We start from the raw sequence: 25,985 nt of genomic DNA on the forward strand, positions 1-25,985 counted from the left end.
AAGACACTCTTTGCCGCCTCCCACAACTTGCTTCCAGCCAAGACTTGTGGGCATCATCCAACATTGGATGGACAACTTTCTGATTACACAGTCTTGATGACTCTCCTCTGGGGAAAGTAATAATTCAGCACTAAAGCAACGCCACGGGCTCTCGGAGCTCTCCTTTCATCACCTGCCAACCTCATCCCAGCGTCTCCTACAAATGGAGGAGGTAAAATTTTGTTACACCATCTACGATGAGGCTCACGTTGATCGAACTTCCCGCAGCAATGACGAGAAACACGAAAGTGTTATTGGTCATGGACGTTGTGGAATCGGTCCGGATCATGGAGCAGGACCAGGATGGCTTTGTACGGCGGTGGCAGCAACTTGTGGAAGAAGCGGAGCAAAACGTGCTGCCGCTGCATGGCGGGCGCATCGTCAAAAGCTTGGGTGATGGCCTGATGCTTGAGTTCGCCGACGCCCAAACTTGTGTCAAAGCGGCATTCGCAATCCAGTATTTCAGCGAAGCGGCCAACCAGGACGTCGCCCCATCGCTCCAGATGCACTTGCGCATGGGCGGCCATGTAGCAAGCTTTGTGACGGACCAGCACGACATCTACGGCACCGACGTGAATCTCACCGCCCGGTTCTGTACGCTGGCCGGCCCCAGCGACATTGTCATTTCCGCCGAACTGCGTGATCGCCTGGTGCCCTCCCTGGACGCCGACATCGAGGACATGGGCGAGTGCTACCTCAAGCACGTCGAGGAACCAATCCACGCCTATCGCATCGCGCCACCAGGCAGGATTCCCGTCATGATCAGCCCGCCAGCGGACGTGACCGAACTGCGTCCCACCATCGCTGTCATCCCGTTTACCGCCCGAACATCCGGTCCCGATGACTCTGTACTGGGCGAAATCCTGGCGGAAGAAATCATCGCCGCCCTGTCGCGAACACCTGACCTCAACGTCATTTCCCGGCTATCCACGACCTCGCTCCGCGGCCGCGACACCAGCCTGCCGGAGCTGCAAAACCATCTGAAGGCCAACTATGTGTTGTCAGGCGCGTATCGTGTCGCGGGCAGCCAGCTGATTCTGGTCACCGAGCTGATCGAGGCCCGTACGGGCCGCGTGGTATGGGGCGAAAGCCTGCGAAGCACTGTGCAGGAAGTTCTGCGGGGGGAAGACCGCATTACATCTGAAGTGGTGGCGCAGCTGGGCGCACATGTGGTGCACACGGAAATGCAGCGCGCGGCCAGCCGGCCATTGCCCAACCTAGAAAGCTCGACCCTGTTGTTGGGCGCTATTTCACTGATGCACCGATCCACTCGGAGCGAATTTGACCGCGTGCGGGAAATGCTTGAATATTTGATTGACCGGCACCGCCGCCTACCGACGCCGCGCGCCTGGCTTGCCAAATGGCATGTGCTGCAGGTCACACGGGGCTTGTCCTCCGGCGGCAAGGATGAAACCAAACGCGCCCTAGAGCAAACCCAGCGAGCGCTGGATGTGGATCCAAGCTGCTCGCTGGCCCTTGCCATAGAGGGTTTTGTGCACTGCCACATGCTCAAAGACCTAGATGGGGCGGCCCAACGTTACGAGCTGGCTCTGGCGGCCAATCCCAACGACTCGCTCGCTTGGCTCTTTTCAGGGGTTTTACACGCGTTCCAGGGCGTTGGATATCCCGCCAAGGCGGCGGCTGAGAAAGCTCTCAGCCTGTCGCCGCTTGATCCGATGCTGTACTTCTACCAGTCCCTTGCCGCTTCGGCCGTGCTGGCTTCAGGGGATTATGAGAGTGCAATAGCGTTGGCGAAGGCGTCATTGCGGGCAAACAAGGCGCACAGTTCCACCTACCGCGCCCTAACCATTGCCCTGAGCCTCAACCGACAGACAGATGAGGCGAAAGACACGGCCCAGCAGCTTTTGACAATTGAGCCCAACTTTAATGTGCGGGAGTTCATACGACGCTCTCCCAGCGAACACTACCCCGCGGGCCAGATATATGCGCAAGCACTTCGTGATGCGGGAGTACCTGAATGATTTTTTTGTTGCGTAAAGGGGAATGGAAATGAGCGCTTTAGGTGGTCTTGGCGGACTGGGTGGCTTGGGGGGTCTCGGAGGCTTGGGAGGACTTGGCGGGTTGGGTGGCTTGGGGGGACTTGGCGGATTGGTGCAGGCACAGGGCTTCCCTCAAAATCCGGGGGCACTTATCTCGAGCCGCGACGCGACCATGGTTCCGCTCGATGTGGGTTCCTATCCCGTCGTACTGCCGCCCGTGGATGACCCGGAAGCCATGCAACGGTGGGAGCCTTGGGTGCGGGCGTATGTCAGCCAGGCGGCATTGCTTGAGCCCTTGAGTTTTTCAAAAATTGGGGCGCACGGAGCAGGTATCTGGCACGTGGAGACGAATGTAGGCGGACCTCCTGACGCGCCTCCAACACTCACGACAACGCCCAAGCCGCTTGCACGACTCAACAGACCCACGGTTCATGCCTTCAAGGACCAGGTAAAGAAAGTGCTGTCGTGGGCGGACCTGCGAGAAGAACGAGCACTGGAAATTGTGTCGCAGTTGGACCCGCAATTCGCTTTCTGGGGTTCAGTGGTGTATCTGCATCCTTCCCGCACACCGCGCACGCTGGAGTTGATGAACATTGCACTGCTGCTAGCGGTGAATGTAGAGATGCAGTTCAAACACGCGCTCGCATGCTGGCGTCCCATTGAATATTCTGCACAAGTCCAACCCATCATTACGACGCCGGGCCATGGCTCGCTGCCAAGTGGGCACGCTACACAAGCGTACATCGTTGCCCACGTGCTTCAACGTCTACTTGACCTGCCCGACACCCACCCGGTGAGCGTACAACTGCAACGCCAGTCAGCGCGCATTGCTACCAATCGCGTGGTCGCAGGCGTGCATTTCCCGGCTGACAGTATTGCTGGCAGGCTACTGGGCGAAACGTTGGGCGAATACTTCGTAGCGCGCTGTAAAACCGGGCGCAAGTGGACGCCGCGCTTCTTTGATGGCACGGTGATGACAGGTCAGGAAGATCTAATGCCACCAACGCAACCGCTTGATGGCCCAAATGCTCCGGACTACTACAAACCGTTTGGTGTCAAGGAGTCGGCGGCAAGCACGGGGATCCTGAAGTATATGTGGGACAGAGCGCTCAAGGAATGGGAAGACGTGAGGTTCAAATGAGCTGGCTGCCCATTGCGCATGGCGCCCATGTCAACTGGGCCCAACCCGACCCGCTTAGTGGATTGGATCCTTATCTGGTCTGGGCCGACGGAACAAACTTTGCGCCCTATGGTGGCCTGAAGCCACCGGGGAAGATAGCCACATTGATAGAGCTCAAGGATGGCAAGACTGTCGCTGATCTGGTAGCGCAATCCGGTGGAGGCGTGAAGCTCACTGATATCCCTGGGGTGTATCGGGCACCCGGTTCGCAGCCTCGCTTCCTGACGGCATGGCCAACTGCGGCTTTCTTCAAAAGATTGAAGACCACGCTTAAAGACGTTGTTGCAAGAGCAGAAATCAGTTTGCCCGTCGTGCCTGAGCGCCCCAAATTCGCACCTCCCAGTGCCCCACACTGTGGCACTTCGGTTCACCGCGGTATACAGCGCAAAACCATCATCGGCGTGATTGACGATGGCTGCGCATTCGCTCAATACCATCTTCGGGACACCGTCGGAAACACCCGGGTCTGCCGACTCTGGGACCAGGAGCAAAACGGTGCCTTTTCCGGTCAGGGCGTAGTGCCCGGAGATTTCGGCCGTGGTCATGAAGTCTCGGGTACCCAGATACAAGCTGTCATCAACAGATTCACACAGGGCAATGCACTGGACGAAGACGCCTGCTATGCCACGGTCAACTATGACCGCCTGAGACGTGCAGCCACCCATGGTGCGCACATCACCGATGTATTTGCGGGTCAGATTCCTGTTGGCTCGCTGGTTGGCAGCGCCACCATGCCCCCAACCTGGGCCGATGCCAACGACACGGCCTCGAGTGACGATGCGGGCATCGTATTTGTCCAGCTTCCGCGCGCCTGCTTGCAAGACCCTTCCGGCGCATGGCTGGACGTGCATGTTCTGGACGCGATTCGCTACATCCTGAGCTGCGCGGATCAAGAGACGGAACAGATCGTCATCAACCTGAGCTTTGGCCCTCAACGGGGGCCGAACAACGGTACAGCCATGCTTGAGAAAGCGTTCGACGAACTCGGCATGGAGTTCCCAAACCTCACACTGACTGCGGCGGCGGGTAATAGCTTTTCAGCACGTGGACACGCAATGTTCAAACTCAAAGCGAGCGCCAGCAAAACCTTGCATTGGCAGGTAATGCCAGGTGATGAAACCCCTACGTTTGTACAACTCTGGCTTCCGCAGGACGCGCATCAGGTGGAACTCAAAATCACCCCGCCCGGCTTGGTGGCCAGCCCCTGGGTCAAACCGGGGGACGCACTGGTTTCGCCCAGCACAGCGAAGCCATCTTGTGGCGTGATATATCCTCCCCGCACCTCGCGCGGCAATCACGGAGCGATGGTGCTGGTTGCACTTTCTCCCAGCTCAAGTTTCGGCACCAATCCGCTTGTCCCGCACGGCATCTGGTGTATTGAGGTGAAGAACAAGAGCGCCACCGCCTTAAACAAACCCATCCATGCCTGGGTAGACCGCGATGACTTCAATTTGGGCACCACGGTCCGGGGGCGCCAGTCCTATTTTGAAGATCCGCTGTACGACCCCTTGCGCTACCTGGAATCTGCTACCGACGACACACCCGGCAGCGGTGCCTTGGTGCGCCGGCGTGGAACCTTGACCGGCATCGCGACAGGGAACGGAGCCCTGGTTGCTGCGGGATACCGGCATAGCGACCACAAGCACGTTCGCTACTCCTCAGCCGGACCAACTCGCGGCGCGAAAGTGGGCCCCGACTGCGGTGCGGTCACCGATCAGAGCCGCAGTCTTCCCGGGCTGCTGGCGGCGGGCACACGCGGGGCTTCGGTAGTTCGGCTGATAGGTACGAGTGTGGCCGCACCCCAAGTATCACGCTGGGTGGCCAATGGCCGGCCTCCTCCTGGGCCGGTGCCTCCATTGCATCCAGACCCCCAGCTCGAAGGAAGCGGCCTGTTGCCGCTTTGAGCAGAAGAGGTACACCAAAACGCTTACTTTCAGGCAAGTAGCAAATATCTCGGCTCTCAACGAATAGCAATACTCGACGCTTCATCTATCACACGAACAGCCGCGAGATGTTGGAACATTGCCGCATCACCTCTGCTTGAATTCATGTGGACCAAAGCCGCCAAAGAGTGGCAGCCCCTCAACAAAGAGTGGCAGCCCCTCAAGTAAGCCAGCCATGACCTGGACCAAACTGCCGAAAGGCGAGTTCACGGGCATTGACTGGGCCAAACCCAATGCCACCACCGGCTTTGACCCCTACCTGATCTGGGCTGAGGCTGACAACTTCTCTGGCTACGGCGAGAAGCCGCCCAAGTGGCTGCCAATTGCCATGGAACTCACCGCCGGCACTGCGGTGCAACAGCTCATTGCTGCCGCGTCACCCAAATGGCTGCAAGTGCCAGCGGTTTACACCAGCCGCGCTGCGCCCAAGGGTCTGCGCTTTTGCACGGCACGGGTCAGGCCGGCATTTTTCAAACACATTCAACCTGGCGGCAGTCTGCACGCACTGGTGCTGCGCTTTGAATTAGGCTTGCCGGCGGCGGAATATGCCGATGACCCGACGGAAGGCTCGCACGGCAGCCCGCCACCGCATTCGAACGGACCGTATTACGAAGCAGAGATGAAAACCGAGCAGTTGCTTTCTGGCAAGGTTTTGGCACTGATCGACGACAGCCTGGCTCTGGCCCACTCCAACTTCCTTTACCAAGGCAAGGCGCGCACCCGTTACTTCTGGCGGCAAGACGCACAAGGCAAGGGCCGCGTGCCCCAAGGCCTGGGCTATGGCCACGAACTGACCGCGGCGGACATCAACGCAGCCATGTACGCCAATACCTACAACGGCCTGGTGGACGAAGGCGCCGTCTACGTTGCACTGGGACTCTCCACGCTTGGCAAAAGAATGCCCAAGCGCGAGCATTTTTTTCACGCCCTGGATACCTCCGTGAGCCACGGCACCCATGTCATGGACCTGGCGGCCGGCCCGCGCACGCTGCTGGCCCAGGTTACCAATTTGCCGCCCACGTTTGACGCACCGCCCAGCTGGGCGCCAGCAAACGACGATGCCAGCCGCGCGCCGCTGATTGCCGTGCAACTGGATTACGACACGGTTTGGGACACCTCAGGGGGCTCGATGAACGTGCATGTGCTTGATGGCCTGATGTATGTGCTGTCGCGCTGCGCCGACAGCGCCAAGGTGACCGTCAACATCAGTTTCGGCACGCTGGCAGGTCCGCATGACGGCACGTCGCTGCTTGAAGCTGCCATGGACCAGTTGACCACTCTGAGGCAGGGTCACCTGCAGATCGCACTGGCCGCCGGCAACAGCTACCAGCTGCGCATGCACGCCAATACAACGCTATCAAAAAATGAGCGCGCCGCGCTTCATTGGCAAGCACCTCCCGATGATTCGACTCAAAGCTTTGTGGAATTGTGGATCGAGGAAGACCGCGATGGCCTTGCCATAGAAATCACGCCGCCAGGCCGGGCCGCCCTGCCCTCATTGGCATTTGGAGAATCGAGAATGTGGACTGACGGCGGCAAGCAGCCGCTGTGCGCGCTGATCTACCCGAAAACAGTCGCCACCGGCCGACGCGGCACCTGCGCCCTGCTCGCGCTTGCGCCCACCTTCAGTTTTGAGGAGAAGACAGCGACTGCACCAAGCGGCGTGTGGCAAATCACACTGACCAATACCGGCAAGAAGGCAATCACGGTAGACGCCTACATAGAGCGTGACGATGTGGTCAGCGGTAGCCACAGCGGAGCCCGCCAGTCGCACTTCGAAGACAAGTGGTACGACACCAGCGGCAACCCGGGCTCGTTCGTTGACCACCCCGGCAATCCGAGCCTGATCCGCCGAAGCGGCAATTTCAACAGCATTGCCACTGGCAGCAAAACAGTGTCGGTAGGCGGTACCCGCATCACCGGGCCGCGCTGGGCGCACTATTCGCCGCAAAAGCCGGATCCTGATGCCGGCCGACCACAACGGCCAGGCGTCGTCAATACTCCCGACACGGAAGCTTTTAGTGACGAAAATCCGGCGATGACCGGAGTCAACGCGGCTGGCACGCGCAGCGGGGCTGCGGTGCGTCTCCGGGGAACAAGTGATGCGTCGCCGCAGGTGGCCCGGAAAATTTTGAACGCATGAGACATGCCTGACGGAAGAAGAATGGAAGAGGAGCATAGAGAGCCGCAGTTTATGCTGATACAAACAGTGCGTACTTGCCGCAGCTCTTCCAACAACGCTGCGAAAAGCGATGCCCCCATCAGGATTTTCCTTTTCAAGCAGGAAACTTGAGCCTACACTCGCCAAGCTCGAACATCACGTTGCAATTGTTACCAACACCCGGTGATTTATTTATCCGAACTAAGGAGTATTTATGGGCATTTTTATGAAAGAGCACGATATCTACGTCGGCAGCCTGCAGGAGAAGCTGAACCTGCGGTTTGCACCGTCCCTCGGCACCAAGGAGTTGCATGGCGGATTGGACGAAATGGTAGAACTCCAAAAGGAATTCGGGATCTTCAAGATAGGCAGAAGCTTTGCAACCAGCATTGCAGCATTGAACCTGACGGGTCTTTCCAATGCCGAGACGAAGAACCGCTTTCAGCGCTACCTCACCAGTTTGAGAAAAGTGAAGTCCAATGTGGGAACGAAAAGCGGTGATGCAGCTATCGTGGACGCATTGATGCGCAACCTGGCTGCGAAAAAACCGCTGCCGGTTTACTTTGAACTGCACGACTTGAATGTTTCCAAAGACGCTGGTCGTGTCCTCATCACGGAAAAAGGCCGCCCTCTCTTTTATATGAAACAGGATTATCTCGTTGTTTCCTTGCCGCTCGGGCTGGATTCCAAGGCCAAGTAGCCGTCAACAAGGCAGCATGGATAGAAGCCCGTCAGCGACCGGCGAAGCGTCCGTTGCTTCATCTCGGTTCGCGGGCTTGTGTTCGGATATCGAGCGGTACTACACCGGGAAAATAGAACGTTACGGCCCAGGCCCACTGGGGGTGGACTGGTCTTGCGCGCCCACACAAAAGCTGCGATTTGTGCAAGTCCTGAAGGTCTGCAATTTCGAGTCATCGTTTTCGCTCGCCGATCTGGGCTGCGGCTATGGCGCACTGTTGGAATTTCTGACAGAGCGATTGCATGACAAACCAGTACGCTACAAGGGGGTGGACCTGTCTCCAGCCATGATTATCCAGGCGCGCCGGCTGTGGGCAAAGCGACCGGATACTGAGTTTTCGGTTGGTAATGAACTGAGTGGCTACTCTGACTACACGGTAGCCAGCGGCATCTTCAACGTAAAACTTCGACAGCCAGAACCTCAGTGGACGCGGTTTATTAAGGCCACATTGGTTCACATGCATGCCCATAGCCGACATGGCTTCGCAGTCAACTTCCTGGCCCCGCTGACATACACCGAGAAACCCCTTCCTGAGCTTTATCGGGCTGAGCCGGAGCTCTGGTGTGACTATTGCGAGCGCGCTCTGGGTGCAGAGGTCACGCTACTGACGGGCTACGGAATGCGGGAATACACATTGCTTGTGCGCCCTTCCGCCGGCCGACCCGCTCGTTAGTCTCCGCTGAGTTGCGCGATGTACGCCTCTTCGCGCAACAGGGCCGTCTCACAAATTTTGGCGCCCGTCATGTCGATCAGCTGCCGCGCTTGATCAAAAATGATTTGAGCTTCGCTCACTCTGTTCTTGGCACCGCCCCGCGCCAGAGAACCGCCCCAAACGATCAGCGCCCGGCACTCGGTTACGCGGTTGCTCCGCTGACGCGAAATTTCCACGGCTGCCTGAGCATCCGCCAGTGATTGCTCGAAATTTCCAGCCTCGTATCGACATTCTGCAAAGCTAGCCAGGATTTCTGCCTCAAACTCAACGGCAACCTGGGTGCTTCTGATCAACGCCAAAGCCTCCGAAAATTCCAATGCAGCCTTCTCAAAGTTTGCGGCAGCAGCTTGTGCCAATCCGTTCGTCCACAGGTGCGTCGCCCTAGAGTATGCATTCCGGCTTGTTTGGGCAATGCTGGCCACATGTTCAGCCTGCTCGAGCACCAAGCCGGTATCTTTTAGACTCCACGCCAGCTCCGCTTTCAGGTGATGCGCCATCTGTCGAATCACGGGGTCGTGGCCGGGTTCGATCGATTCAAACAAACCTTGCAAGTACCTGGCTGCCTCCTCAAGACGCATCATCCGGATCAGCAAGCGCACCCGGATACCCAACACCCATTGTTTGATATCGAAGCCAAAAAACTCGCGATCAAGCTTGTCGATGCTCGCCGCTCCCTGCAAAGCGATGTCATTCGCAGCCAGCCCCTTCTCAAGCAGTCCAGCCCATGTATAAGCATGACTGAGAACCGCATTCATCGTTGCGGTCCGCCCGATGTCACTTTCCTGAACAGTCAATGCGAGCGCTTTTTTGATGCTCTGCACATAAGAGTCCGCTTGACCTCCGCTACCCTGCAATATTCGTCCTTCGGCAAGATAAAGCAACTGGATCAGCCGGCCATCGACCTCGGTCGCCAGTTCTATGGTTTCACGCACGATCAGCTGCACTTCCTCGGGACTCAATCCTTCCCGCCACCCAAGGTAAACAAACCCGCTTCCAATTCGCACGCGCAATCTGTCCACTTCCGAAGAGGGTGGCTGATCAAGCAAAAGCGTGCGTGCGTTGCGCCAATGTTTCATGGCCTGGGTTGAATTGGTGGCGCCCAGCCACTGGGCCGCACGGGCTTCGTGCTTTGCCGCATTGACAGGCTGCCCAGCCGCCTCGTAGTGGTATGCAATCAACGCAGCAAACTCATCAGGTTGCGAACGATAGTGGGCTTCGATGGCCACGGCTACGGCCGCATGCAGCCCGGCGCGCCGGACCCTGAGCTGGCTGCTGTACGCCACCTCTTGGATAAGAGGGTGCCGAAATGCGAATCTGCGCCCGCCGGTCATTTCCCGCAGCAACTCCAGCAACTCGGCCTCGCACAGGCCGTCAAGTCCGCTTTCGAGCTGATTGGCCAGATACACAGCCACCTGCTGCAGCACCGGCAACGGAATTTCCCTGCCGATGACGGCACAAATATGCAGTAACGCCTTCTGACTTGCTAGCAAGCGATCAATGCGCTCGGCAATAACAGCCTGCACCGTGGGAGGCAGCGCCTGCGCAATCGTTTCGGCGGTGGGTTTTCTACCATCGGATTGATCTGACAGGATGCCGCTTTCCGTGAGCGAATGAACCAGCTCCTCCGCGAAAAATGGGTTGCCGGCGCATCGTTCAACGATAGGCAAAAAGGCGTCGCTTGATTCGCCATGCCGGCCCAACAACTCAAGCACCAGTTCCTGCGTATCTTCAGCGTTTAGCTGCCCGAGATTCATTTGCTGAAAATGAGGCAGCGTTGCCCAAGGAGCGCGGTAGTTTGGGCGGTAATTGAGGAGCAACAAGGTGCGCGCTCTTGCAACAGTCTCCACAAGCACCTGAAGAAACTCCTCACTTGCTTCGTCCAGCCAGTGCAGGTCCTCAAAAACAATAACCGAGATGGATGATCCAGCGTACGTTGCCAATTGCCGCACCATCTCGAGCAGCCGGGTGCGACGGGCTTTGGGAGGCAAAGAGCAGGGCTGCGCATCGGCAGCCGCAACACCCAGGAATTCGCTCAGAAGCGCCAGATCGTCGACAGACACCGGTCCAATCTCCGAAAGTCGGTGGGCGATGCGCGCCCGGACGGCCGCCTGACCGTCCACAGCAGAAATTTCGAAGAAACAGGTGCGCATGAGTGCCAGTACCGGTTGCAGCGGCGTGGCATGACCGTAGAGCGGCGTGCGCACCTCATGAACAGTGATGCCCTGTTCGCGGCACCAATGGGCAAACTCATGGCCTAGTCGGCTCTTGCCCGTGCCCGGAGCGCCTGATAGGCCAATGGCGGAGCCCAACCCAGTTTCGGCGCGGCGCAATGCATCCTGAAGCATCAAGAGCTCGCGTTTGCGCCCCCGGAATGACGAAAGTACCGCTTGATGGAAGTGAGCGCGTTCAACATCGCTCTTCATCCTCAGCAGGGCACAAATCTCAATGGGCTCTGCAATGCCTTTGAGGGCGTGAACACCGATGGCGCGTACCTCGCAGGCTGGACGTACAAGAGCAAGACACGCCGTAGTCAGGCAAACACCACCCGGTTCAGCCAGCCCAACCACCCGGCTGGCAAGGTGAATTGCCCGGCCATGAACGCCACCCCCGATGTTTGCGTCGACCGCCTGCGGATCGGATGCCACCTGACCCGAATGCAGCCCGACACGAATGGACAGTCCTTGCGGGTGGTCCGCGAATGCCGCCTGCATGGCAAGCGCCGCCTCGCAAGCCAGGCTGGCATGGCCCTCCAGCGCACGGGGAACACCGAAAATAGCCATCACGCCATCGCCGAGCGTACGGACGACGGTACCGCCAAAATGTTCGATGGCACCGCACATTTTCGAAACTGCCGGCCTGAAATGTTCCATTGCCTGCTCGGGGTCTAGTCCTGCAATTCGCTCGGTGGAGCTGACGATATCCGCAAACAGAATAGTTGCAAGTTTGAGTTCGCCCCAACTAGTAGTGGGCGCTGTGACCACCGAGGGCAGGATCGATCGGTTTTGCGCGGCACCGCAGCTTCCACAAAACTTGGCCGCAGGCCCGCATTCGTAGCCGCAGGTGACGCAGACTTGCACCAACCCAATGCCGCAGTTCTCACAAAAGCGGTTGGTCTCGGCGTTGACAGCAGCGCAGGTGGGGCAATGCATGAGCCAAATGGTACGCCGCAGCGGTTTCAGGCGAGCACATTGACCTTTTTCCAGGCACTCTTGACTGCGTCGTGGGTTTCGGAGCCCTTGCCATGTAGCATAGCCGCAACGGCTAGAGTCGCGTGGGCGGCGTCGAGGAAAGTTGCGCGCGCTCTCAACCTATCGAACCCCTTGAACCAGACTGGCCCCAGTGTTTCCCAGGAGCGTCCACCCAGCTTCGTCGCGGCTAAGTAGAACGCGTGGTTGGCAATGCCCGAAGCCTTGTGAGCGTCGTCTGTGATCTTGAAACGTCTGAAATCTTTAATCTGGTCGTCCTCGGGCCAGGTCATTGTGGTGTTGCCTGGGTCCTTCAGTGAGCGGATAGCCTTGCCTGCGGGGTGAGCCAGGATGTCCTCGCCCAGCAACCAGTTCGCCGCCTGCACCTCTTCTCCAGCGTGCCACTGCTTGACCATGCTGGCGCACACATCGGAGAAGGACTCATTTAGCGCACCGGCCTCACCTTTTAGCGTGGGGGGCCGACCGGGGACCTGCACCACACCCAGCCCACCCTTGACCATGTGCTGGCTAATGCCATGAGAGAATTCATGGGCAATGATCCCCAGCGAGCCCGCCAGATTGGTGACGTGTTTGCCATCACCGTCACCTACAAGCATTTGCTCGCCAGTCCACATTGCATTGGCGAAGCTGTAACCGTAGTGAACGCTGGCATCAATACGCATACCCTTGCCATCGACTGAATCCCGTCCCATAACATTCGCAAAAAACTCTAGCACGATGCCGATGTTGTCGTACGCCTGGTTGGCGACCGTGTCGTGGGCGGGTGGATCGTCCTCATCGCGCAGAATCTTGCCGGGTAAGAATGTTCGGCCTTGGGCGTCGAATACCTGGCGATGCAGCATCTTGGCGCCAAGTTTGGTAGCCGCTACCTTACGGCTACTGGTAGCGGCGCGCTGACCACGCAACAGAGACGAATGCTGGAGTTGCTCCAACAACATCGCGCGGTGCTCGTCCTCCGAGGTATTGGCAAAATGCTGCAGCATTTTTTTCGGAACAGCAAAGCACACGCATCCATACCTGGCGCTCATAGTAAACTCCTGAGGCGTTGCAACGTGGTACTTCAGTCCCAGACCTACCAGCGGCTGGGCAACTTCTTGAGCAGAGTGATACGTCGGATGCCCAGCTCGATATAGCCGCCTTTTTCGAGATCTTTAAGAAGGCGGCTGACCATCTCGCGCGAGGCCCCGACGCGGTTGGCGATGTCCTGGTGGGTAATCGACTCCAGCGTGGTGCTTGCGCCGTCGGCCTCACCTGCTTCATCTCTGCGCTCTTCCAACAGGGCGACCAGGCGCCCGTAGACATCGAGCAGCGCCATGTTTCGCGCGGTTTCCGTCGCAGCGCGGGCCCGTCGTATCACCTGAACGACCAGGTTGATGGCAAATTCTGGCTCTTCAACCAGATGTTCGCTGACATCGGTGCGGCTGAGGACCGCGCAGGTACAGGGCTCCAGCGTCATTACGGAAGCAGACCGCGGCCCACCATCCAGGGACATTTCACCAAAATAGTCGCCGGCTTCCACCGTGCCGTAGGTGATTTCGCGTCCGCTTTCATCCATGGCGAAAACCTTGACGCTGCCCTTGAGCAGCACAAACAGGCTGTCTCCGGACTCGCCTTCATTGATCAGCACCGCATTTTTTCGGTAGGTACGCAGCACGCCGCGGCGGGCCAACGAGCGCAATTCCGGAACCAGGGGGGTGTAAAGGTCTTCGTTGGAGGGGATTGACGTGCTCATGATGACTCGTAATCTAGCACGCGGCGGGCCACCGGTGTGCACAGCGTCAGGGGGCAACTGATTTTTTCAGTGAATCTGGGCCAAATGGACAGGCGCTACCGGCGGCAGGACAGCGACCCGGTTGACCAGCTCGCGCACCCCGCTGGAGCCGGTTTTTGCACAAAGACTGCGCACATGGCTGCGTACGGTAGAAACCGCCACCTTCATCTGGACGGCTATTTCTGGTGTGCTCAAGCCCCGGCACAAGATAGCAAGCACCTGTTCTTCCGTCTGGGTCAGCCCATAACTGCGCGCAAAAAATCCGAACATGCCCGATTCACCGACCTCCGGGCGCGCGAAAAGCAGTGCAATCCGGGTCTCCCAGGCATCTGCATCAAGCTTGAGGGGAACTACAGCGAGGGTCAGACTCAGGCTGCCGGCAGACACATTGATCAGGCTGCGTTTGCCGCCCCCCGCCTTGCCAAGCGCATCCTGCAGCGTTCGGCTGTCTGCCGGCGTGACCGCATGAACTTCGCCGCCGACCTTGGCGAGCACGCGCTGGCGGTTGAGTTCGGTGCGGGCTACACGATTGGCATGAATGATCTGGCCGCGCTCACCAACCACAATGACACCATGGCCGAGCACGTCAATCAAGAGTGACAGGGCATCCGGACCCAGCGCCAGGCGGCCGGCATCCTGGGACAGAGAGGAGTCCATGAATCCGGCATTCAACAGGGTGTTCATCTTCAAGGCTTAGGTGTTACAGGTTGTTAAGCGTATGAAGCCTGCTCAAATCTGGGTAGTAAATATGCGCCCTCATTAATGTGATAAAAGTCACACCATAGGAAATTCGCCTGCTCATAGGGAATCGCGCACTTATGAAGGTACGGGCTGACTTATGCCAGAAGTTGGGCTCTGAAAATGGGCCGTCAGCCGCCAAAGACTGGAACCCCTCGGTGGATCAGGTCCGTTCAAGCCCAGGAATCAAGAATTTCACTGGTTTTGGCCCAGTAGGCCTGAAGCCTTTCCAGCTGCTGGGGCGCATCGACGGGAACAACACCCGTTTTGGCCACCACCTCAAGTTCGCTGCAAACGGCATGCATGGCGACGGCCCCGACGTTGCTGGTTGCGCCTACCAGCGCATGGCTTGCCCACGCCAGGGCAACGGCGTCGTTGACACGGATGCTTTCCTCGATGGCCTTCAGGCGCTGAGAGGCATCGGCGACAAACAAGGCAATCACCTCCCGGGTCATGCTCAGTTGATCGTCATCGAACTCCTTGAATTGGGCCAGCCGCTCGAGGTCCATCAACATTGGCTCGGCGGCAGACCTGGATTTGCTGCTCACAACCGGCATCGTCGCCTGCAACTCGGTATCCGCAGCCTGGTCAGCCTCATGGAGCGGGGCCGTAAAACCGCCAGGACTTTCTGAAGCGGCTTTCATGACGGGCAACCAGCGTTCCAGGGCTTGCGCCAAGGTGGCCACATGAAGCGGTTTGGTCAGGTAGTCGTCCATGCCGGCAGCGGCGCAGCGTGCGCGGTCTTCCGGCGAGGCCGCCGCAGTCAGGGCAATAATGGGAGGTGCCTTCTTGCCCATCATGGCCTGAATTTGCTGGGTGGCCTGGAAACCGTTCATGCGCGGCATGTTGATGTCCATCAGCACCGCGCCAAACCTCCCGCCAGCGCCGTGGACACGGGCCACGGCCTGAACCGCCTCCCGGCCGTCGATCGCGGTTGCGGCGCGGTACCCCAGTTTGGCGAGCATGGCGCAAGCGACTTTCAGGTTGACGGCATTGTCGTCAACCACGAGCAATGTCAGGTTTTTGGTGACGGTTGCATCTTCAGCGCGCGCAGGGGCCTCCTGGGGCAGCTTGTGGCTGCCTGGTGCCGACAGGCAGCGCGCCAGCGCATCGAAGAACTGCCTCTGCCGGGCAGGCTTGAGCAACCGCGCCTCGAAGAGCTGGGCGGCCTCATGGTTTGGCGGCATGAAACCGGAAGTCAGCAGCACCAGCGGCAGCTTGGCCATGCCTGGCTTGGCTTTGATCGACCGCGCCAACGCCACGCCGTCCATTCCGGGCATGTGCATGTCGGTGATGACAATGTCCGGCAGCGCCCCGCCGCTCTGCGCCAGGGCCAGCGCCTGCAGGGCCTGGGCGCCTGACTCGGCCTTGCTGACCTGCATGCCCCACATCTGAAGCTGCCGGCTCAGAACACGAACATTGGTCAGGTGGTCGTCCACCACCAGCGCGCGTTTTCCGTGTAAAGCCGCTGCATCAACAGCTGCGGCAACCGGGGGCAACTCAGCGAGCGGCGCCTGCACAGTGAACCAGAAGCTCGAACCCTGGCCAGGTTCGCTGTCCACGCCGATATCGCCCCCCATGAGTTCGACCAGCCGCTTGCAGATAGCCAGGCCCAGGCCGGTGCCGCCATACTTTCGGGTGGTGGAGGCGTCAACTTGGGTAAAGGCCTGGAACAGTCCACTGACGCGATCAGCCGGTATGCCGATGCCCGAATCAGTTACGCGGAACTCCACACGCACCCGCTCGGGATCCAGGCTGGGCATCGGCCGGGCGCTCACCGTGACTTCACCCTCCTCGGTGAACTTGACGGCGTTGTTGATCAGGTTGATGAGTACCTGGCGAATGCGGGTTACATCGCCAGCGATGGCGGCAGGCAGCACCAGCGAGCCACTCCCCGCGGCTTCCGGCACGTCGACAATCAGCTCGAGGTTTTTTTCCCGGGCGCGCGGAGCGGCTATGTCGCAAGCCTCCTCGATGGTGCTGCGCAGGCTCAGCGGCTCGGCCTCCAGGTCCAGCTTGCCGGATTCGATTTTGGAGAAATCCAGAATGTCGTTAATCACCGCCAACAGCTGGTCGCTCGAAAGCCGTATGGTTTGCAGGTAGTCGCCCTGTTCGTCATCCAGCGCAGTCTCGGCAAGTAGAGTGCTCATACCCACCACACCGTTGAGGGGGGTGCGGATTTCGTGGCTCATGGTCGCGAGGAATGCGGCTTTGGCCCGCGCTGCCTGCAAGGCCTCCTCACGGGAGGCGAGCAATTCGACGGTGCGCTGGGCCACCCGCTCTTCCAGCAGCTCGTTGGCTTCCTCGATCACCTGTGTTTTGGCCTGCACCTCTGCGCGGTAACTCCCGAGCTGCTCAGCGCTGTCGTGCATGACCCTCGACAACTCCATTACTTCGCGCAAATGAGTGCCGCTGTCTATGCGCGGAACCTCGCCCCGGCCGAGCTTCTGTGCCGCCACACTCAAGCGCCTGAGCCTGCGGCCGATGCGGTTGGCCACGTAGAACGCTGCCCCTGCGCCAAGCAGAACCAGCGCGGCAATCAGCATCAAGGACACTTCCCAGGCCCGGGTAATCTCGGCGGTGAAATCGCTCTCGGGGGCGGCGACGACCAGTGTCCAGCGCAACCCCAGGGACTCGCCGAAAGGGCGCTGCACCGTCATCAGGGTGCCACCGCCCTGCATGGGCAGACGCTGCAAAGTGGTGTTGTTGGCAACCGAATCCTCGCGTTTGCGCGCCTGCTCAAGCTGCAGCGCCGTAAAGCTGGCCCGAATGACGGGGTTGGCGCTGCTCCGTGGGCTTCGGCGCACAGGCTGCCCCTGCACGTCTTCGAACAGGGTGTCACCCGCCGACCCGGCGACCAGCCACCCCGCTTCGTCCACGATAAATGCCGCACCGCGCGCGCTGAGTCGCTGGGTTTGCAGCAGATCAGCCAGATGCTGCAAATACAGATCCACCCCGAACACACCGGCTGCGCCCCCATCGCTGTCGTACACAGGCTGGGAGAGTGTGACAAACAGCTGTGACTTGCCTGGCACCGCCTGAATCGGCGAGAAAATGCGCCCTTTGGCAGCCAGGGCTCCCTGGTACCAGCCCCGGGTCCGCGGTTCAAAATGGGCCTGCGCAGCAGCCAGCGCCCGGCTGCGGTCGCCTGGCCGGCGCGCCATGAAAGCCTGCAGGCTCGTATCGGCTGGACCGCGCAGCAGCACGGTGGCGCCGCCGCTGATGCTTTCCACCGAGAAGTATTCGCCTCGGTTGTTGCCGAAATACAGGCTGGGCACATGAGGCGACTGGCGGCTCAAGGCAAATGCCATGGGCTCGAAGAGGACGCCCTGGCGCAGCCACTCGCGGGCTTGCTCGGTTTGGGCGGCATTCAAATTCTCGGGGAAAAGGCCATTAAGTGCAGTGTGGGCCTGGCCTAAATGGGCTTCTGTACCGGCCTGAATCCGCGCAGCGACATTGAAGAGAATTCCACCCGCAAGGTCCTGAACGGCCTGGTCGCTGCTTCGCGCCATCAGCCAGGCCACCAAGCTTGCCGGCACGAGCGCAAAAACCAGCAAGCTCGCCACCAGAACGCGGCGAAGGGAAACCGTCTTTTTGCTGGTCATGAGGCTCGCGACGGGGGTTCCTGTCGTCAAGCCAGCGCAAGGCCAAGCAACTCGGCAGCATCAAGCGCTGCCGTGCGGCCGGGCAGGGAAACCAGCGCCCGCCCCCCGATGTTCACTGCGCCCGTAACGCCACGCAACATGGCAACGCTGGCAGCAATCCGCCATCCGGCCTTGTGCGCCTGCTTCTGCAGTAGCAAGGTGGCGCTCACCGTATCGCCTACCGGCAGGATCTGCACTGCCCCGTGCAAGGGATCCGCAAGCTTGGCCAACGCCACGGGGCCACTGTTCAAGGCCACGCTGACATCGAAGCGCGGCAGCCTGTGCCCGGGGAAGTGGGCGTTGAGGAACTGCTGCACGCGTTTTGCAGAATCGATCAGGCCCAGGGCGGCACGCGCGGCACGAAGGCCATGGTTGACGGAGGTGGTGTCCGTCGTCTCCACAAAAACAACCAGCAGGCCTTCTCCCACAAACTGCATGTGGCGCGCGCCGAACAGATGCACGGTATCGCCGGCATTGCTGTAGAACTGCCGGACGACATCACTGAGTTCGGCGCTGGAGAGCTTCTCGGCCAGTCCCGCATAGTTGAGCACGTCAACAAATAGAACCGTGGCGTTCGCGTACTTTTCATCTTGGTCCGCCGCATTGGCAGCAGGCCATTTTTCACTGAGTTCGGAGGCCAGTTTTTTCTCGTACAAGCGGGCCAGGTGCTGCTTCTGGTCTTCCAGGGCAGCCTGAACAGCCGCTTCCACAGCCATGACCTGGACGGCCGCCTGCATGTTCCGCTTGTTGAGTTGGGCGGCAGCGGCCTCGCGCAGCTCACCCGGCCTGAAGGGTTTGGTGATGTAGTCGTCGGCACCACTGGTCATGCCGATGCGCATGTGAGCACGCTCCTGCAAGGAAGTCAGCAGAACCACGGGAATGGCCAGGATGGCCGGATCGGCACGCAAGGCTTGCAGCATGGAAAATCCGTCCATCACGGGCATCTGCACGTCGCTGATCACCAGATCCGGCTTGTTTTGGCGCACCAGTTCGAGGCCGGACAAGCCGTTGTCCGCCGACAGGACGTCATACCCGTCTTTTCGGAGTACCGAAGCTACCAGTGTGCGCGTGGCCGCGTCATCTTCCATGACCACTATCAGAGGCATTTTTATCCCAAGCGTACAAACCAACGAGAAACCTCTAGCTTACACAACTTGTTACTTTGGATAAAACCTTGTTACTAGTTTTGGGCATTTTTCCACAATTCGCTGCCCGTCATTGCCAACGAGGCGTGCATGACCTGTGGCAAAAATGCCAGTTGCACATGAGCCGCACCGCGTACCAGCCGGTTGTCGGCGCCAGGCAAGGTTGCGGTAGAACTTGGAAATACGATGTTGTCGCAATTCGAATACCAGCAGGTAAACAGGGAATGGCGATGGGCAGGCATGCCCTGGTCCAGTTCCCTGTGCCATTGGCCAGACAATTGCATCTGGCGGCCGTTGGCAACACGGCTGAAACGGGCCAGCCAGGTCCCCCGATGCGGCGTTCCGAGCGTCACCACATGATGAATGCGATCTTCACCCTCCGCGGCCTTGAGCCAGGCCCGTGCCGCCAACCCGCCCATGCTGTGACACACCAGCAGCGGCGGCAGCCCGCTGGCGGCCGTCACCTGCTGGATGGCAGCTTCGATCTGCGGAACATAAGCATCGATGGAGGAAAAAGGGGGCTCGAGGTTGACCGCCGCGTAGGCATGCCCGGTACCTTGAAGCTGCTTTAACCAAGGTGCCCAGAAACCACGGTTGCAGAAAAACCCATGGATGAACACAACGCCGCGGCGCCCTCGGACTGCAAACGGCGGTGACAGCTGGTCAGGAAACGCCCGCGAGCGAAAAGGCTGGCGCCAGCAAAACACCCGGGGTGCCGTCAAGGTTTCGCCCAGCCAGGCGGCCATGAGCTCTTGCCATGAAGGTTGGGGGGCCGCATCACTCCGGTTGACGAATCGCAGAGTCACAAACTCAAGAGCGAGAAAGCCGCAGTACCCGAGGATCACGACGACAAAACCGGCGCAGGCTAATACCGTTGAACTGCTCCAGAAGAAGGTCAGCCATGCGCCAGCAGTGGCCAGCAACGAGAGAGTAATGAATTGCTGAAGGCGTGCCAGCATGGACAGGGTTCAGTCAGCGCTGGAGTGACTCAGGCGAGCGCCACGTCGAGGCCGGTCAGCCGCCTGGCCAGGCCTTGCGCCAAGCGGTTGACGGTGCCATAGATGGACAGCTGGGGATTGGCGCCAATGCTGGTGGGGAAAATCGAGCCATCGTGAATGGACAGATTTTCGAGCTGCCAGTGCACACCATCGGGCCGGATCACGCCCAGCTTTTCCTGGCCAGCCAGGCCACAGCCACCCATCACATGGGCACTCACCACTTTGGTCAGCATCGGTTTCATGGGCAGGGCGTTCAGGGCATCACGGGCTTGCACCCAGCTCGTGTAGGGCTGGGCCATTTCATGCAAGGGCAATACTTGGCGGGCGCCGGCGGCGAACTGGATTTCCATCATTGACAGCAAGGCACGGCGCGCCCCGTCCATCACGTAGCCGGTCAGCGGATAGTCGAGCACGGCGGAACCGTCGCCGCGCAGCTTGACTTTTCCACCGCGCGACTCACTATGGAACCCGTCGCGCAACAGCGCCAGCAAGGTGTGGTTGTTCGGGAAGGTCTTGAGTAACTCCTGCTGGCTTTGCCCCATGCCGGGAACGGTAGACGCAAAAATAATCGGATGCAGCGGTGGTGCCTCCAGCTTGTAGCCGATAGGTCCGTCAATGGCCTGCGTGGCCAGAAAGTGATCGCTGTAGATGGTTTGCGGCGCACCGTTCCAGGCCTCCACTTTCTGCGCAAACACGGCCGAGCTCATGACCACCGGGTGCAGGAAAGTCCGGGCGCCCAGCAAGCCGTGAGGGTCGGGCGCACCAGAGCGCAACAGAACCCCCGGGGAGTTGATCGCACCGCCTGCCAGCACGTAGTGTTTTGCTACTACTTTTGTAGCTGATTGCGCCCGACCAGCAAGGGCTGGAGCACCATTTGGCATCACAGATCGGCAATGGAGCGCGGTTACCTTGCCGTTGGCCAGCTCGAAACTCTCCACGCGCGTTTCGGTCAGCAGCTGCGCACCCAAGTCCAGCGCCGCCGGGATGGTAGTCACCAGCATCGATTGCTTGGCGTTCGTCGGGCAGCCGAGACCACAGGAACCGATGTTCCAGCAACCTTTGACATTCCTTGAAATGGTCGCGGCCTGAATGCCCAGCTTGGCCGCGCCACGGCGAAGGAGGTCATTGTTCTCGTTGGGTGGGGTGAGCCATGGGAGGATGTTCAGCCGCTTTTCGGCCTGCGCGAAATAGGGGGCAAGCGCTTCTACGCTGTAGTCCGCCAGCCCAAAGTTTTCCTGCCAAAACTGCAGTGTTGGGCCCGGTGTCCTGAACGAGCTGGTCCAGTTGACGGTGGTGGACCCTCCCACACAGCGGCCCTGCAGGATGTTGATCGCTTTGTCCTCGGTTTTCCGTGCAGCGCTTTCCTGGTAGAGCTGCGGATAGGCTTCCGACTCCTTCTGATGGAAGTCCGTGCTGCTTTTGAGCGGCCCCTCTTCAATCATCACCACCTTCAAGCCCGCCTTGGCAAGCAACTCGGCAGTGATGCCGGCACCAGCACCACTGCCGACGATGGCAACATCGCAGACTACTTTTTCCGGGACGGTGCCCAAGGCGCCGCCCAGAACTTGCCAGCCGCGCGTCAAGCCTTCGCGAATCGGGTCTCGGATTTGGCTCATTTTTTCTTTCAGATCCGGACCGGGCCGGGGTAGCCAAGTTGCGGCCAGGTAGATGCATCTGAAAAGTAGGCCGCCGCGGTGATGTCATGCAGCGCGGCGTAGGCTTGCTGGCGCATTGCCAGGCCAGACAGCCGCATTCCCTGGAGAGCCTGCTGCAGTTGGTCTTCTGTCGCCAGCGGCCATGATTCATTCAGCCCGGCCAGTAGATGGCGTCCTGGCGTGGTCGCCAGCACAGACAACAGTTGCGAAAGCTCCGTCTGCGCATGTGGAGGCAAGGCCAGCGTCAGTTCATCCACGCGATCCAGCAAGCCGTTCAAAGACACCCGTCGCTGGTTCTCGTCGCGTGGCAGACTGTGATCAAGCACAGCACGGCCAACGGCCTTGAAGACATCCCGACCGGCCGGGCTCAGCCTGCCGTCATGCAGACCTGCCGACATCAACGCTGCGGCGCCGCCGGCAACCGCTAGCACAGCCGCCGACACTGTGCCGAGCTTCAGTAAGGTCCTTCTTTGCATCGACCAAGTTTCTCATGCTGCCAGGCAGTTTCAATAGGGCGCTGCATCTAGATAAACTCGGTGTTTATATGGATCCTGCCGCCAATCGAATTCGCGAAGCCATGCAATCAGTTTCACTGCTGCGACAAAGCCGCATGACCAATCCGGCGCTCCATGCCGCCTGCCTGGAGGTCAAACGCTTCCAGGCGCAACGCTTTCAGGCGACCTATGCCGATCTGCTCGTCAGTCGTCGTTATCAGGGGGCTGCGCATTTTTTTCTGAACGAGTTGTACGGCGACAAGGACTACGCGCAACGGGACCTGCAGTTTGCACGCATAGCGAACACCATCGCCCGACTTTTCCCCGCAGCCGTGGTGGGAACAGCGGCGGCCCTGGCGGAGGTGCATGCGCTCACCGAACAGCTTGATGACCGGATGGCTCGGCAATGGCTACTCACCTCGGCAAGCAGCATAGGGGCCCGCTACATCCAGTGCTGGCGCGCGGTCGACGATAGGCTGGCGCGTGGCCGGCAATTGCAAGTGGTCTTGCATCTGGGACAGGAGCTTGATCACCTCACACGCATGCGCGGCGTGCGCAGCCTGCTGAGAATGATGCGGGCACCGGCAGCGGCCGCGGGGCTCAGTGCCTTGCAGAATTTTCTGGAGTCGGGCTTTGATGCTTTTGCCGACATGAAGGGAGCCAGGGAGTTTTTGGCGATGGTGAACGACCGCGAGTCGGCCTGGATCGCATCCTTGTTCGACGATGATGCTGTCGCCTGCGAGACCCGTTTGCTTCAACTTCTTGCCGGAACACAGCCGCATTAGGACAAGCCCGATACGCTTGCAGCTCCGGTGCTTTCACAATGGGCCTACAAGGAGTTTTTAATGGACAAGTTTTGGCTCAAGAGCTACCCAGAAGGGGTGCCGCACGACATCAACCCCGAACAATTCCGCTCACTGAACCAGCTGCTTGAGGATTCCTTCAGGAAAAATGCGTCACGCCCTTTCTCGGTCTGCATGGATCGCTGGATGTCTTACGGGCAGCTTGAGGAGTACTCCTCGGCGCTGGGCGCATGGTTGCAGCATCTGGGGCTAGAGCCCGGCGCGCGCGTGGCCATCATGCTGCCCAATGTGCCGCAGTTTGCAGTCACCATGGCGGGTATTCTGCGCGCCGGCTATACCTGCGTGAATGTCAACCCGCTGTACACCGCTCGTGAACTCGAACACCAGCTCAAGGACTCGGGTGCCACGACGATTGTGATCCTTGAGAATTTTGCGTGCACACTCGAGGAAGTCATAGACAGAACGCCGGTCAAGCATGTTGTAGTCGCATCGATGGGCGATTTACTGGGCTTCTGGTATGGCCAATGGATCACTTTTGCGGTGCGTCATCTCGCGAAAATGGTGCCTGCATACAAATTGGCGCTTGGCGATGACCGCACGGTCACACCCTTCAAACGCGTCATGACCGATGGTGCCCGCATGGCTCTCAAACCCGCGCCGAGCACCCTGGATTCCATCGCTTTTCTGCAATATACCGGTGGCACGACCGGCCTGTCCAAAGGTGCCGTGCTCACCCACCGCAATATTGTCGCGGCCATCTTGCAGGCCGAAGCATGGTTCACACCGGCCTTGCGCCGCTTGGGAGATGTCAGCAAAACCAATGGCATCGCTGCATTGCCGCTGTATCACATCTTCGCACTGACCCTGTGCTTTCTGGCGATCCGCTGGGGCTCTCATTTGACACTGATCCCGAATCCCCGTGATTTTGGAAACTTCATTGAGGTACTCAAAAAACGTCCGTTTCACATGCTGCCCGGTGTCAACACCCTGTTCAACGCGCTGCTGCTGCATCCGCAGATCAAGACCGTTGATTTCTCCAGCTTGTGTGTCTCCCAGGCGGGCGGGATGGCCGCCTCGGAAGGAACGGCAAAGCGCTGGCTTGGAGTTACCGGGTGCCCCATGATCGAAGGCTGGGGGATGAGCGAGACCTGTGCAATCGGCACCAACAACCCGGTGCTCAGCACAGAGTTCAGCGGCACGATCGGCCTTCCTTTGCCGGGCATTGATATCGCCATCAAGGACGATGAAGGGCACTCGCTGCCCGTCGGCGAATCAGGTGAGATCTGCGTCAAAGGCCCGCAGGTGATGACCGGTTACTACCAGCAGCCCGCCGAGAACGAGAAGGCTTTCACGGCCGATGGTTTCATGCGCACCGGCGACATCGGCATCATGGACAAGCGCGGCTATACCAAGATTGTTGATCGCAAGAAAGACATGATCATCGTGTCCGGGTTCAATGTCTTCCCCAACGAACTTGAAAATGTTGTCTCGCTGTGCCCGGGGGTTGTCGAATGTGCCGCGATTGGCATTGCAGATGACAAACAGGGCGAAGCCATCAAAATTTTCATCGTGAAGAATGACCCCACACTCACCGAAGAACAAGTCGCCGAGTACTGCAATCAAAATCTCACCGGCTACAAACGCCCCAAATATATTGAGTTCCGCGACGACCTGCCAAAAACCAATGTTGGGAAGATTCTCAGACGCGAACTAAGGGCCGCGGCGTGAGCCATATTCGCCAGGATGGTTGACGTGACTCTGCCCGAGGGAGTTCAGGTTTTCGAACGCGGCTGGCTGTCATCCAACAATGTCCTGTTTGTCGGAAAAGAGGGCTGCGCGCTCGTCGACAGCGGCTACTGCATGCATTCGGCGCAAACGCTCGAATTGATCGAAGCCGCGCTGGATCGGCGGCCATTGGATTTTTTACTGAACACCCATCTGCACAGTGATCATTGTGGCGGCAATGCGGCTCTGCAGTCGCGCTATCCGGAGCTGCAAACCTTAATACCGCCGGGAATGGCGCGATACGTCGAGCATTGGGATCCCGTCGCATTGACCTATGTACCAACCGGCCAACAATGTCCGCAATTCCGGATAAGTGGCGTATTCGAGCCAGGTGCGGCAATCACGCTCGGCGGGTTGCCATGGGATGTGCTCGCGGCACCTGGCCACGATCCGCATTCAATCATCCTGTTCGAGCCAAAGTCCCGGACATTGATTTCCGCGGATGCTTTTTGGGAGGATGGCTTTGGCGTTGTCTTCCCGGAACTGGAAGGACAGAGCGCATTTGAGGAAGTGGCCGCCACTCTGGATGTGATCGAATCACTGCATCCCTTGGTTGTCATCCCTGGGCATGGCAGGGTGTTCAGCTACGGTGAGCGCTCGCTATCAACCGCGCGTCGGCGACTGGAAGGATTCGCGAAAGATCCTGCCCGCCATGCCCGCCACGCCGCAAAAGTGCTGCTGAAATTCAAGCTATTGGAGTTGCAGCAGTTGACCCTGACCGACTTTACGGCTTGGGCCTTGGTGACGCCCTATTTCACTTTGGTTCAGCAACGCTGGTTTCCCGACGTCGAAGCAGCATCATGGGTTCGCGAGTTGGCGTTTGATCTCGCACGCTCCGGCGCCGCGAGGCTTGAGGCCGACACTATTTTCAATGCGTAAAAAACAAAAGCCCCAGCATTTCTGCTGGGGCTTTTGAGGCTGTAAGAGCCTGACGATGTCCTACTTTCACACGGGAATCCGCACTATCATCGG

The 25,985-nt window shown here is 59.3% G+C and carries 18 protein-coding genes; 9 read left to right on the forward strand and 9 right to left on the reverse strand.

Going from position 1 to position 25,985, the window contains the following annotated elements; genetic code table 11:
* The first annotated feature begins 248 nt into the window (after positions 1 to 248).
* From ABI660_RS12085 to ABI660_RS12110, 6 genes are all read left to right on the forward strand, one after another.
* Entirely contained in the window at positions 249 to 2,021 is a 1,773-nt protein-coding gene (locus ABI660_RS12085; RefSeq protein ID WP_348068276.1) for an adenylate/guanylate cyclase domain-containing protein, read from the forward strand.
* Between the two features lie 28 nt (positions 2,022 to 2,049).
* Positions 2,050 to 3,180, forward strand: coding sequence for a phosphatase PAP2 family protein (locus ABI660_RS12090; RefSeq protein ID WP_348068278.1), 1,131 nt, complete (start codon positions 2,050 to 2,052; stop codon positions 3,178 to 3,180).
* The gene (locus tag ABI660_RS12095) at positions 3,177 to 5,123 is read left to right on the forward strand and encodes a hypothetical protein (RefSeq protein WP_348068280.1); all 1,947 of its coding nucleotides are present in this window, start codon (positions 3,177 to 3,179) and stop codon (positions 5,121 to 5,123) included. The genes ABI660_RS12090 and ABI660_RS12095 overlap by 4 nt, the downstream gene beginning before the upstream one ends.
* A 214-nt stretch (positions 5,124 to 5,337) precedes the next feature.
* On the forward strand, positions 5,338 to 7,305 hold the full coding sequence (locus ABI660_RS12100; protein ID WP_348068282.1) for a hypothetical protein: 1,968 nt from the start codon (positions 5,338 to 5,340) through the stop codon (positions 7,303 to 7,305).
* Positions 7,306 to 7,537: 232 nt separating this feature from the next.
* On the forward strand, positions 7,538 to 8,023 hold the full coding sequence (locus ABI660_RS12105) for a hypothetical protein (protein WP_348068284.1): 486 nt from the start codon (positions 7,538 to 7,540) through the stop codon (positions 8,021 to 8,023).
* A gap of 181 nt (positions 8,024 to 8,204) precedes the next feature.
* A complete protein-coding gene (locus tag ABI660_RS12110; protein WP_348068286.1) occupies positions 8,205 to 8,735 on the forward strand; it encodes a class I SAM-dependent methyltransferase in 531 nt (176 codons plus the stop codon).
* Here ABI660_RS12110 and ABI660_RS12115 read toward each other — a convergent pair.
* From ABI660_RS12115 to ABI660_RS12155, 9 genes are all read right to left on the reverse strand, one after another.
* The gene (locus tag ABI660_RS12115; protein ID WP_348068288.1) at positions 8,732 to 11,923 is read right to left on the reverse strand and encodes an AAA family ATPase; all 3,192 of its coding nucleotides are present in this window, start codon (positions 11,921 to 11,923) and stop codon (positions 8,732 to 8,734) included. The two genes, ABI660_RS12110 and ABI660_RS12115, sit on opposite strands and share 4 nt — an antisense overlap.
* 26 nt (positions 11,924 to 11,949) lie before the next feature.
* On the reverse strand, positions 11,950 to 13,008 hold the full coding sequence (locus ABI660_RS12120; RefSeq protein WP_348068290.1) for a M4 family metallopeptidase: 1,059 nt from the start codon (positions 13,006 to 13,008) through the stop codon (positions 11,950 to 11,952).
* A 44-nt stretch (positions 13,009 to 13,052) separates the two neighbouring features.
* Entirely contained in the window at positions 13,053 to 13,712 is a 660-nt protein-coding gene (locus ABI660_RS12125) for a Crp/Fnr family transcriptional regulator (protein ID WP_348068292.1), read from the reverse strand.
* Positions 13,713 to 13,778: 66 nt separating this feature from the next.
* The gene (locus ABI660_RS12130; protein WP_348068294.1) at positions 13,779 to 14,435 is read right to left on the reverse strand and encodes a helix-turn-helix transcriptional regulator; all 657 of its coding nucleotides are present in this window, start codon (positions 14,433 to 14,435) and stop codon (positions 13,779 to 13,781) included.
* Between the two features lie 227 nt (positions 14,436 to 14,662).
* On the reverse strand, positions 14,663 to 18,094 hold the full coding sequence (locus tag ABI660_RS12135) for a response regulator (protein ID WP_348068296.1): 3,432 nt from the start codon (positions 18,092 to 18,094) through the stop codon (positions 14,663 to 14,665).
* A gap of 26 nt (positions 18,095 to 18,120) precedes the next feature.
* Entirely contained in the window at positions 18,121 to 19,239 is a 1,119-nt protein-coding gene (locus ABI660_RS12140) for a response regulator (RefSeq protein ID WP_348068298.1), read from the reverse strand.
* A gap of 74 nt (positions 19,240 to 19,313) precedes the next feature.
* The gene (locus tag ABI660_RS12145; RefSeq protein WP_348068300.1) at positions 19,314 to 20,237 is read right to left on the reverse strand and encodes an alpha/beta fold hydrolase; all 924 of its coding nucleotides are present in this window, start codon (positions 20,235 to 20,237) and stop codon (positions 19,314 to 19,316) included.
* A gap of 29 nt (positions 20,238 to 20,266) precedes the next feature.
* Positions 20,267 to 21,892, reverse strand: coding sequence for a GMC family oxidoreductase (locus ABI660_RS12150; protein WP_348068302.1), 1,626 nt, complete (start codon positions 21,890 to 21,892; stop codon positions 20,267 to 20,269).
* A gap of 8 nt (positions 21,893 to 21,900) precedes the next feature.
* Positions 21,901 to 22,407, reverse strand: a complete 507-nt coding sequence (locus ABI660_RS12155) for a hypothetical protein (protein WP_348068303.1) — start codon at positions 22,405 to 22,407, stop codon at positions 21,901 to 21,903.
* A 68-nt stretch (positions 22,408 to 22,475) separates the two neighbouring features.
* Here ABI660_RS12155 and ABI660_RS12160 point away from each other — a divergent pair, with 68 nt between their 5' ends.
* The 3 genes from ABI660_RS12160 to ABI660_RS12170 are packed head-to-tail and all read left to right on the forward strand — an operon-like array spanning position 22,476 to position 25,892.
* A complete protein-coding gene (locus tag ABI660_RS12160) occupies positions 22,476 to 23,210 on the forward strand; it encodes a hypothetical protein (protein WP_348068304.1) in 735 nt (244 codons plus the stop codon).
* A 60-nt stretch (positions 23,211 to 23,270) separates the two neighbouring features.
* Complete coding sequence (locus ABI660_RS12165) at positions 23,271 to 24,956, forward strand: AMP-binding protein (RefSeq protein ID WP_348068306.1); 1,686 nt, start codon at positions 23,271 to 23,273, stop codon at positions 24,954 to 24,956.
* A 15-nt stretch (positions 24,957 to 24,971) separates the two neighbouring features.
* Complete coding sequence (locus ABI660_RS12170) at positions 24,972 to 25,892, forward strand: MBL fold metallo-hydrolase (protein WP_348068308.1); 921 nt, start codon at positions 24,972 to 24,974, stop codon at positions 25,890 to 25,892.
* Positions 25,893 to 25,985: the final 93 nt, after the last annotated feature.

The sequence above is a fragment of the Polaromonas sp. genome, from assembly GCF_039930745.1.
Taxonomy (GTDB): domain Bacteria; phylum Pseudomonadota; class Gammaproteobacteria; order Burkholderiales; family Burkholderiaceae_C; genus Polaromonas.

Coding starts and splice junctions, on each gene's coding strand:
- ABI660_RS12145 (WP_348068300.1), bottom strand. CDS start 20,237: ATGCTGGCACGCCTTCAGCAATTCATTACTCTCTCGTTGCTGGCCACT.
- ABI660_RS12095 (WP_348068280.1), top strand. CDS start 3,177: ATGAGCTGGCTGCCCATTGCGCATGGCGCCCATGTCAACTGGGCCCAA.
- ABI660_RS12150 (WP_348068302.1), bottom strand. CDS start 21,892: ATGAGCCAAATCCGAGACCCGATTCGCGAAGGCTTGACGCGCGGCTGG.
- ABI660_RS12120 (WP_348068290.1), bottom strand. CDS start 13,008: ATGAGCGCCAGGTATGGATGCGTGTGCTTTGCTGTTCCGAAAAAAATG.
- ABI660_RS12125 (WP_348068292.1), bottom strand. CDS start 13,712: ATGAGCACGTCAATCCCCTCCAACGAAGACCTTTACACCCCCCTGGTT.
- ABI660_RS12130 (WP_348068294.1), bottom strand. CDS start 14,435: ATGAACACCCTGTTGAATGCCGGATTCATGGACTCCTCTCTGTCCCAG.
- ABI660_RS12165 (WP_348068306.1), top strand. CDS start 23,271: ATGGACAAGTTTTGGCTCAAGAGCTACCCAGAAGGGGTGCCGCACGAC.
- ABI660_RS12140 (WP_348068298.1), bottom strand. CDS start 19,239: ATGCCTCTGATAGTGGTCATGGAAGATGACGCGGCCACGCGCACACTG.
- ABI660_RS12155 (WP_348068303.1), bottom strand. CDS start 22,407: ATGCAAAGAAGGACCTTACTGAAGCTCGGCACAGTGTCGGCGGCTGTG.
- ABI660_RS12135 (WP_348068296.1), bottom strand. CDS start 18,094: ATGACCAGCAAAAAGACGGTTTCCCTTCGCCGCGTTCTGGTGGCGAGC.
- ABI660_RS12100 (WP_348068282.1), top strand. CDS start 5,338: ATGACCTGGACCAAACTGCCGAAAGGCGAGTTCACGGGCATTGACTGG.
- ABI660_RS12160 (WP_348068304.1), top strand. CDS start 22,476: ATGGATCCTGCCGCCAATCGAATTCGCGAAGCCATGCAATCAGTTTCA.
- ABI660_RS12170 (WP_348068308.1), top strand. CDS start 24,972: ATGGTTGACGTGACTCTGCCCGAGGGAGTTCAGGTTTTCGAACGCGGC.
- ABI660_RS12115 (WP_348068288.1), bottom strand. CDS start 11,923: ATGCATTGCCCCACCTGCGCTGCTGTCAACGCCGAGACCAACCGCTTT.
- ABI660_RS12090 (WP_348068278.1), top strand. CDS start 2,050: ATGAGCGCTTTAGGTGGTCTTGGCGGACTGGGTGGCTTGGGGGGTCTC.
- ABI660_RS12105 (WP_348068284.1), top strand. CDS start 7,538: ATGGGCATTTTTATGAAAGAGCACGATATCTACGTCGGCAGCCTGCAG.